Raw genomic sequence first — 7,587 nt, 5'->3', positions numbered from 1 at the left:
GGCAGCTACTATGCCGCTCAAAATGCGCTGCCAATCTTTAAGCGGGCGGTAGGAATTTTGATAGAGGAGGGCTATCTAAAGCCCGCAGCCGACGCAAACGCCACGCAAAAGGTCGAGATCAAGGATGAAGCGGTTGAAATTAAAGATTAAATTTGCTAAATTTCGCGAGGTTTTTTAAAATTTTGCGGCTTGCGACGACGAAAATTCGCGAAATTTGGCGCGGCTTTTTTAAATTTTACGGCGCGGAATTTTGGCGGCATAGAATTTCGTGGCGCAAATTTTAACGGCACGAAGATGGAATTCTATCGCGACGCGGAATTCTACGTGGCGTAAAATTCCGCGTCAAGGCAAAATTTTAAATTTGCCGTCGCGCAAGCAGCGCAAGTAAAACAGCGAGTGAGCTTAGCTGTTTAAATTTAAAGACGCGGCGCTATTAAATTCGCGTCGTATGCCCGTGCAGCTGCGGAATTAACGATGAAATTTAACGCAAAGAAAAGAGGAAAATATGAAAGCAAATGAGGGAAAAATGAAAATAGCGATAATCGGGCTTGGCTACGTGGGGCTTCCTTTGGCGGCGGCGTTTGCGGCGAAACACGAGGTCGTGGGCTTTGACGTAGCTCAGGACCGCATAGACGAGCTGCGCGGCGGGCACGATCGCACGCTGGAGCTTAGCGACGAGGAGCTTGCCGCGGCGATTCAAAACGGGCTTAAATTTAGCGCAAATCTAGATGATATGAGGCAGAGCAATTTTTATATCGTGTGCGTGCCGACGCCCGTAGATAGGCTAAATCGCCCCGATCTTACGCCGCTAATCAAGGCCAGCGAAAGCGTCGGAGCCGTGCTTAAAAAGGGCGACATCGTCGTGTATGAAAGCACCGTCTATCCGGGCGCTACGGAGGAGGACTGCGTACCGGTTTTAGAGCGCGTAAGCGGGCTAAAATTTAACCGCGATTTTTTCTGCGGATATTCGCCCGAGCGGATCAATCCGGGCGATAAAATTCACACCGTCACTAAGATCAAAAAGATCGTCTCGGCAAGCACTGAGGAGGCTTTAGACGTCGTAGATAGCGTCTATCTTAGTATACTTCAAAACGGCACCTTTCGCGCTAGCAGCATCAAGGTCGCCGAGGCCGCAAAGGTGATCGAAAACACCCAGCGCGACATCAATATCGGCTTTATAAACGAGCTTGCGATCCTGTTTGGCAAGCTTGGTATCAACACCAACGACGTCATCGACGCGGCGGCTACGAAGTGGAATTTCTTAAGCTTCCGTCCGGGCCTCGTGGGCGGACACTGCATCGGCATTGATCCGTATTATCTGGCGCAGAAGGCGACCGAGGTGGGCTATCACCCCGAAATCATCCTCTCAAGCCGCCGTATCAACGATAATATGGGAAGCTACGTCGCTACGGAGGTCGTTAAGATGATGATAAAATACGACGAAAAAGTAAAGGGCGCAAAGGTCTTGATCTTGGGACTTACGTTTAAAGAAAACTGCCCCGACACCCGCAATACGCGCGTCGTGGATATGATAAACGAGCTTAAAAATTTCGGCTGCGAAGTAAGCGTCTATGATCCTTGGGCGAGCGCCGCCGACGCCAAGAGATACTACGACATCGATCTGCTGCAAAAGCCCGATTTGCGCAAATTTGACTGTGTCGTAATCGCCGTGGCGCATAAGCAATTTTTCGAGCTTGATTACAGGGGCTCGCTGGTTTACGACGTGAAAAACGTCTATAAAGGCGCACAAGGAAAGCTGTGAAATTTAGCTCGGGGTTTAAATTTAGACCTTATCGGTGCGGTTTATTTTCTATGTTTTGAAGCTCAAACATAATGTAAGCCGCAAAAATAGATAAAATTTTGTATAAGTGAAAGTTAACCCTTATAGTTATATAATCGCGGCACTTTCGGGGAAATAAAACGAGTTGTCGCTTTAGGTTTTGCTTAAAAGCTAAAGCTATTTACAGGCTAGTGTTTTAAGGCTGAAGGATCAAATTTGAAGACCTTTTTGAAGACCTTGCTTAAAATCATAAAAAACATCTTTAAAGGTATATTTTATATAGTTGTTTTTATAGGTCTTTTTGCCTTGGCGCTCAAAGTTCAGACCGGCAGATTTAAATCAACCTCCTCTCACTATACCGTCACTGCAAATACCAAAGTAGATCCTAACTCCGAGCTAGCCAAATACGTAACGCAAAAGGAGATAAACGCAGTTGGCTATAGATATTGGGATATAGACGAAGAGGAGGTCAGAGATAATCCCACGATGGAACTTTTGCGCAGGAGTTTAAAATCAAAAGATACGGATAAAATTTTAAAATTTATGCAGGATAATAATATAAGCGTAGATACCCCTCTTCATTTCGGCGTTACCCCTTTGATGTACGCTAGCTTTTACGATGACGAAAAAACCGCAAAAAAGCTGATAGAGATGGGCGCCGATCCTCATAAGAAAGATAATTACGAGCTATCCCCTATGGCATACGCTATGGAAAATAACGCCACTAAGTCGGTTAGGCTTTTGCTGGATAGCGGAGTTAAGTTTGACGAAGTAGAGATCGTGCAGGAAACCTACGGCATTATGGACGTCGAAAACTGGATAGATTCTATAAGCTTTGACGAAAACGCTACGCCGATCATACATTACCGTACCAAAGAGGTTCTTTTTAGCGGCGGAGGCGAACCATATTATTTTATCACCCACCTAGTTAGAAACAATATGTACGATATAATGGAAATGGTGCTAGAGAGCGGTTATAGACCGTATACCTACTCCACTTTCAATATGGGAGAGGTCTCCGTTTCAAATAAACTAGAGGAGATATCCGGCTATAAAAATATAAAAAATACTAACAAGGAGTATGGGGTAGAGGAGTTTAGACTTTATATGTCGGTATATGGAGGGCTACTGGACGTACCCGAGCCCGGCGCTATGATAGATCTACTTTTGCAATACGATATCGGCGGAATCCCAAACAATGAATTTTTAAAAAGAATGTATGATGATAAGTGCTATGAAGCATATAGGTATGATATAGCCGTAGGATACTATAAAATGGGAAGTATGTTTGACTCGGCATTTTTACAAAAACATTGTTCCGACAAGAATGCTACCTTTAAAAATATTAAAGAGTATATACTATTTGCGGTAGGGCAAAAAAAAATTGATAAAATAGAATTTGCAGCAAATAGAAAGCATATAAAAAACCCCAACTTTCATATATCTAAAGAGGAAGTCGAGAGGCTAACTAACGACTATAAAGAATATAAAAGAAATTTATTTAGTAAGGAAGCGGAAAATCAAAAGCAGTAATCGGCTACGCAACCCGCTGCGAAATAATTAAATTTAAAGCTCTTTCTGATTACTAAAAGATAAAATTTCGCCGATTTTATCGGCATTGTATTAGGCTCGCAAACTCTGCAAAAAGTTTAAAAGGCTCGAATAGAAAAGTTAAATTTAATTCCTAAATTTACAGCGCCTGCGCGAGTATAAATTTTGCAAAATCCTCGCGAGAGTTCGGGCATTTGCACACTTCGTAGTATTCATAACCCAGCTCGCGCGCACTAGCCCTATAAAAAATATCCAGCTCAAAATCGGTCTCGGAGTTATCCACGCAAAACGCGATCGGAAATATGAGTGCTTTTTTGCTCTGCAGATCCTGCAAAACGTCCGCTACGTTGGGCTCTAGCCACTTCACGGGACCCAGGCGCGATTGATACGCCAAAATAATCTCTTTAAATTTAATCCCGCGCGCAGCCAGCAGATCTTTTAAAATTTCCACGTGCGCTTCTACTTGCGCCTCGTAGGGATCGCCCGCGGTGATCATTTTTACCGGCAGCGAATGCGCAGAAAATATGAGCGAAATTTGCGGAATTTCATCTGCGCTAAATTCCGCGACGCAGCTTGCGATTAAATTTAGCAAAATTTCGTTGTAAGCGGCGCTGTCGTAGAAAATATCAACTATCTTATAATTTTTTATCCCGAGCCGTTTAAGTGCGGCTTTGGCAGAACACAGGCTCGATTGCACCGTCGTTTTTGAGAAGTGCGGATACAAAGGCATCAAAATTATCTCATCAAAATCTACATATTTTTTAAGTACGTCCTCCGCAAATGGCGGCGTGTAATTCATCGCATAATCGCAAATTAGCTCGTCTATCGGTTTTTCATCCTGCGGCGCCTCATTTTGCAGCGCCTCGCTCTGCGTCGGGATGCTCTGCGGCGGCTTACTCTGCAATGAAATATCTTGCGGCGGCTCATTCGCGGCGCCCGCATCCGCTGCGCCTTCAAATTTTAACCCCGCGCCGAATTTTGCTCGCGCGAGTAAATTTACCCGCTCGCAAAGCGCTTCGGTGATGGAGCATATCGGCGAGCGCCCGCCCAATTTTTCGTAGTTGCTGCGTGCCGATGCGGTTCTGCTTTTTACGATGAGCGCGGCTAAAACGCTGCGCCAAAAATCACTCTTAACGCCCAAAATAAAGGGGTCGTTAAACATATTTTTTAAAAAAACTTCAACCTCGCTCAGATTGTTCGGACCGCCCATGTTGAGCAAAATTAGGGCTTTTTTCATGAGATGATTTCTCTGATTTTTATCGCATCCTCGACGCTTGCAAGACCTGCGTTAGTACTGCTGTCGCACATCGCGCAAAATGCTTCGTGTTCGCGGCGCAGCGAAAAGTCATCGCGATCGACGCGCAGATTTACGCGCCCGTCAGGCGTAATTTTAAAAAGAGTTATTGAGATTAGATCGCCGAAATATACGCCGCTGTCGGTGCAAATCTCGATACCGTGGCGTCTGATCGGATAGAGATTGGACTGCATTAGCGTGCAATAGCAGCCGCTTTTTGTGTGAAGCGTCGCGCATGCGGCTAGAGTGCGCTCTTTAGAGATATTTTTGCTAAGTTCTATGCAAGCGATCTCGCTGTGAGAAAGCAGCCGCACAAGATCGATATCTCTAAAAAGGGCATTGGCGACGATATCTGCTCTATCATCGTTTGCAAAACCGCTTACGAAGCTCATCGAAAAAATTTTATCCCCCTTGGCAAGCTCGCGTAGCAAGGATACGATTACTGGATTGTAGCGGTCGGAGTAGCCTACGGCTAGGCGCGTGCCGTTAGTGGTGACTGCGTAGTTTATCTCTCTAGCTTCGGCTAGGCTTTGTGCAAGTGGAGATTCTACAAAGATATTTTTGGTAAACGGCAGGCATTTTAAAATCAGCTCTTTATGCGATGGCGGGGGAGCTGTGATGACTACGGCGTCGGGCTTGGCGACGTTAAAAAGATCGGTTAGATTATCAAAGATCGGATAGCGCGGGCCGAAATTTTCACTGCTGCCCTTATGATAAAGCGCTACAAGCTCGAAATAATCGCTCCTTCTTAGCTCACTGAAGTGCTTTTGACCAAGCTCGCCCATGCCTATGATCGCTATCTTTTTTTTCATCGCCATGCCCTAAATTTAATCTTTCGCGCCATTATAACTAAGAATGGTTAAAATTTATAATTTTTAAAATCTAATTTAGCTAAAATGCGCCTTTAAAATTTAACTTGAAATAGGACAAATCATGGATATTAGAAGCGAATATTTAAATTTCTTTGCAAGCAAGGGCCATCAGATCATCCCCAGCGCGCCGTTGGTGCCAGATGATGATAGCTTGCTTTTTACAAATGCGGGCATGGTGCCGTTTAAAAGCATATTTACAGGAGCCGTACCGCGTCCGACGCCGCCTATCCGCACGAGCTGTCAGACCTGCATCCGCGCCGGCGGCAAACACAACGACCTAGACAACGTCGGCTACACCGCGCGCCATCATACGTTTTTTGAGATGCTTGGAAATTTCAGCTTCGGCGAGTATTTCAAAGAGCAGGCGATCGCCTATGCGTGGGAGTTTATCACTGAAATTTTAAAGCTTCCAAAAGACAAACTCTACGTCACCGTGCATGAAAAGGACGACGAAGCTTACGAGTTCTGGGCGCGCCACATAGCGCAGGAGCGTATCTACCGCTTCGGCGATCATGATAATTTTTGGGCGATGGGCGATACCGGGCCGTGCGGGCCGTGCAGCGAAATTTTTTATGATCAGGGTGAGGAACATTTTCACTCGCCCGAGGATTATATGGGCGGCGACGGCGACCGCTTTTTAGAGATTTGGAATTTAGTTTTCATGCAGTACGAGCGCAGCAAAGACGGCAAGCTTAGCCCGCTTCCAAAGCCTAGCATCGACACGGGCATGGGCCTTGAGCGCGTCACGGCGATTAAAGAAGGCAAGTTTAGCAACTACGACAGCTCGCTTTTTATGCCGCTAATTGATGAGGTTGCAAAGCTTTGCGGCAAACCTTACGTTTATGAAAGCGGCGCGAGCTACCGCGTCATCGCCGATCATATCCGCTCGGTTACGTTTTTGCTAGCGCAGGGAACAAATTTTAACCGCGAGGGTAGGGGATATGTTTTGCGTAGAATTCTGCGCCGTGCCGTTCGCCACGGCTATCTGCTCGGCATCAAAGAGCCATTTATGTATCGCCTCGTAGATAAAGTATGCGAGCTGATGGGCGGGCACTACGCCTATCTAAACGAGAAAAAGCAGGTCGTAAAGGAGCAGATCAAGCTCGAAGAGGAGCGGTTTTTCGCCACTTTGGCAAACGGCATCGAGCTTTTTAACGAGGAGCTTGCGCGCACTAAAGAAATTTTTAGCGGCGAGGTCGCGTTTAAACTATACGATACCTACGGCTTTCCACTCGATCTGACCGCTGATATGCTGCGCGAGAAAAATTTGCGCGTGGATGAGGCTAAATTTGACGCGCTTATGAGCGAGCAAAGGCAGATAGCTAAAGCCGCATGGAAGGGCAGTGGCGATAAAAACGTCCGTGGCGATTTCAAGGCGCTGCTAGAGAAATTTGGTGAGAATAAATTTAGCGGTTACGAAGAGCTTAGCCGCACGAGCAAGGTTTTAGCACTGCTTAACGAGGATTTTGCGGAAGTGGATGAGCTCAAAGCCGGTGATATCGGCTGGGCGATGTTTGATGTCACTCCGTTTTATGCACAAAGTGGCGGTCAGACGGGCGATAGCGGCGAAGTGGAGTCCATAGCCGATGTGTTTGATACGCAGAAATTTTATGGGCTAAATTTATCCCACTTGCGCCTTAATCGTAACCTGAAAATCGGCGATATAGTCGGGCTTAAGGTTTCTGAGGAGCGTGAGCAGATTGCACGTCATCACAGCGCGACGCACCTTTTGCACGCGGCGCTTCGTGCGGTGCTAGGGGCTCATATCGCTCAAGCAGGAAGCTTGGTTGAAGCGGACCGCTTAAGATTTGACTTCTCGCATCCTAAGGCACTTAGCGACGAGGAGCTAGCTAAAATCGAGGAATTTGTAAATAACGCCGTTTGCAAGGGCTGTGCGGCAAAAACTGAGATTATGGATATAGATGACGCTAAAAACAGCGGTGCAATCGCGCTTTTTGGCGAAAAATACGGCTCAAAAGTGCGCGTTGTGAGCTTCGGAGAGATTAGTAAGGAGCTTTGCGGCGGAATTCACGTGCGTAATTTAAGCGAGATAGGACCGTTTTTTATAGTCAAAGAAAGTGGCGTAAGTG

5 protein-coding genes are annotated in these 7,587 nt (G+C 46.2%); 3 read left to right on the top strand and 2 right to left on the bottom strand.

The genetic code is table 11. The annotated features are described in order from the left end of the window. Positions 1-526: 526 nt before the first annotated feature. Positions 527-1,762 (top strand): nucleotide sugar dehydrogenase, encoded by a 1,236-nt coding sequence (locus tag Q0340_RS00460; RefSeq protein WP_298081710.1) that lies wholly within the window; start codon positions 527-529, stop codon positions 1,760-1,762. Positions 1,763-1,996: 234 nt separating this feature from the next. Next, entirely contained in the window at positions 1,997-3,313 is a 1,317-nt protein-coding gene (locus Q0340_RS00455) for an ankyrin repeat domain-containing protein (protein ID WP_298081709.1), read from the top strand. A 157-nt stretch (positions 3,314-3,470) separates the two neighbouring features. Here Q0340_RS00455 and hemH read toward each other — a convergent pair whose 3' ends face one another. Then, a complete protein-coding gene (gene hemH, locus Q0340_RS00450; protein WP_298081708.1) occupies positions 3,471-4,568 on the bottom strand; it encodes a ferrochelatase in 1,098 nt (365 codons plus the stop codon). Further along, complete coding sequence (locus tag Q0340_RS00445; RefSeq protein WP_040304050.1) at positions 4,565-5,437, bottom strand: Gfo/Idh/MocA family oxidoreductase; 873 nt, start codon at positions 5,435-5,437, stop codon at positions 4,565-4,567. Before Q0340_RS00445 ends, hemH begins: the two co-directional genes overlap by 4 nt. 121 nt (positions 5,438-5,558) lie before the next feature. On the opposite strand from Q0340_RS00445, the gene alaS reads away from it, so the two are divergent. Further along, a partial coding sequence (gene alaS / locus Q0340_RS00440) for an alanine--tRNA ligase (RefSeq protein WP_298081707.1) occupies positions 5,559-7,587 on the top strand: 2,029 nt, incomplete at its 3' end.

Origin of the sequence: uncultured Campylobacter sp., from assembly GCF_938045595.1 — a bacterium.
In the GTDB taxonomy this organism is placed as follows: Bacteria; Campylobacterota; Campylobacteria; order Campylobacterales; family Campylobacteraceae; genus Campylobacter_B.
This window is presented reverse-complemented; position numbering and strand designations above follow the sequence as displayed.

Excerpts from the sequence above, each read along its gene's own strand:
- Q0340_RS00460 (WP_298081710.1), top strand. The coding sequence starts at position 527 with ATGAAAATAGCGATAATCGGGCTTGGCTACGTGGGGCTTCCTTTGGCG.
- hemH (WP_298081708.1), bottom strand. The coding sequence starts at position 4,568 with ATGAAAAAAGCCCTAATTTTGCTCAACATGGGCGGTCCGAACAATCTG.
- Q0340_RS00445 (WP_040304050.1), bottom strand. The coding sequence starts at position 5,437 with ATGAAAAAAAAGATAGCGATCATAGGCATGGGCGAGCTTGGTCAAAAG.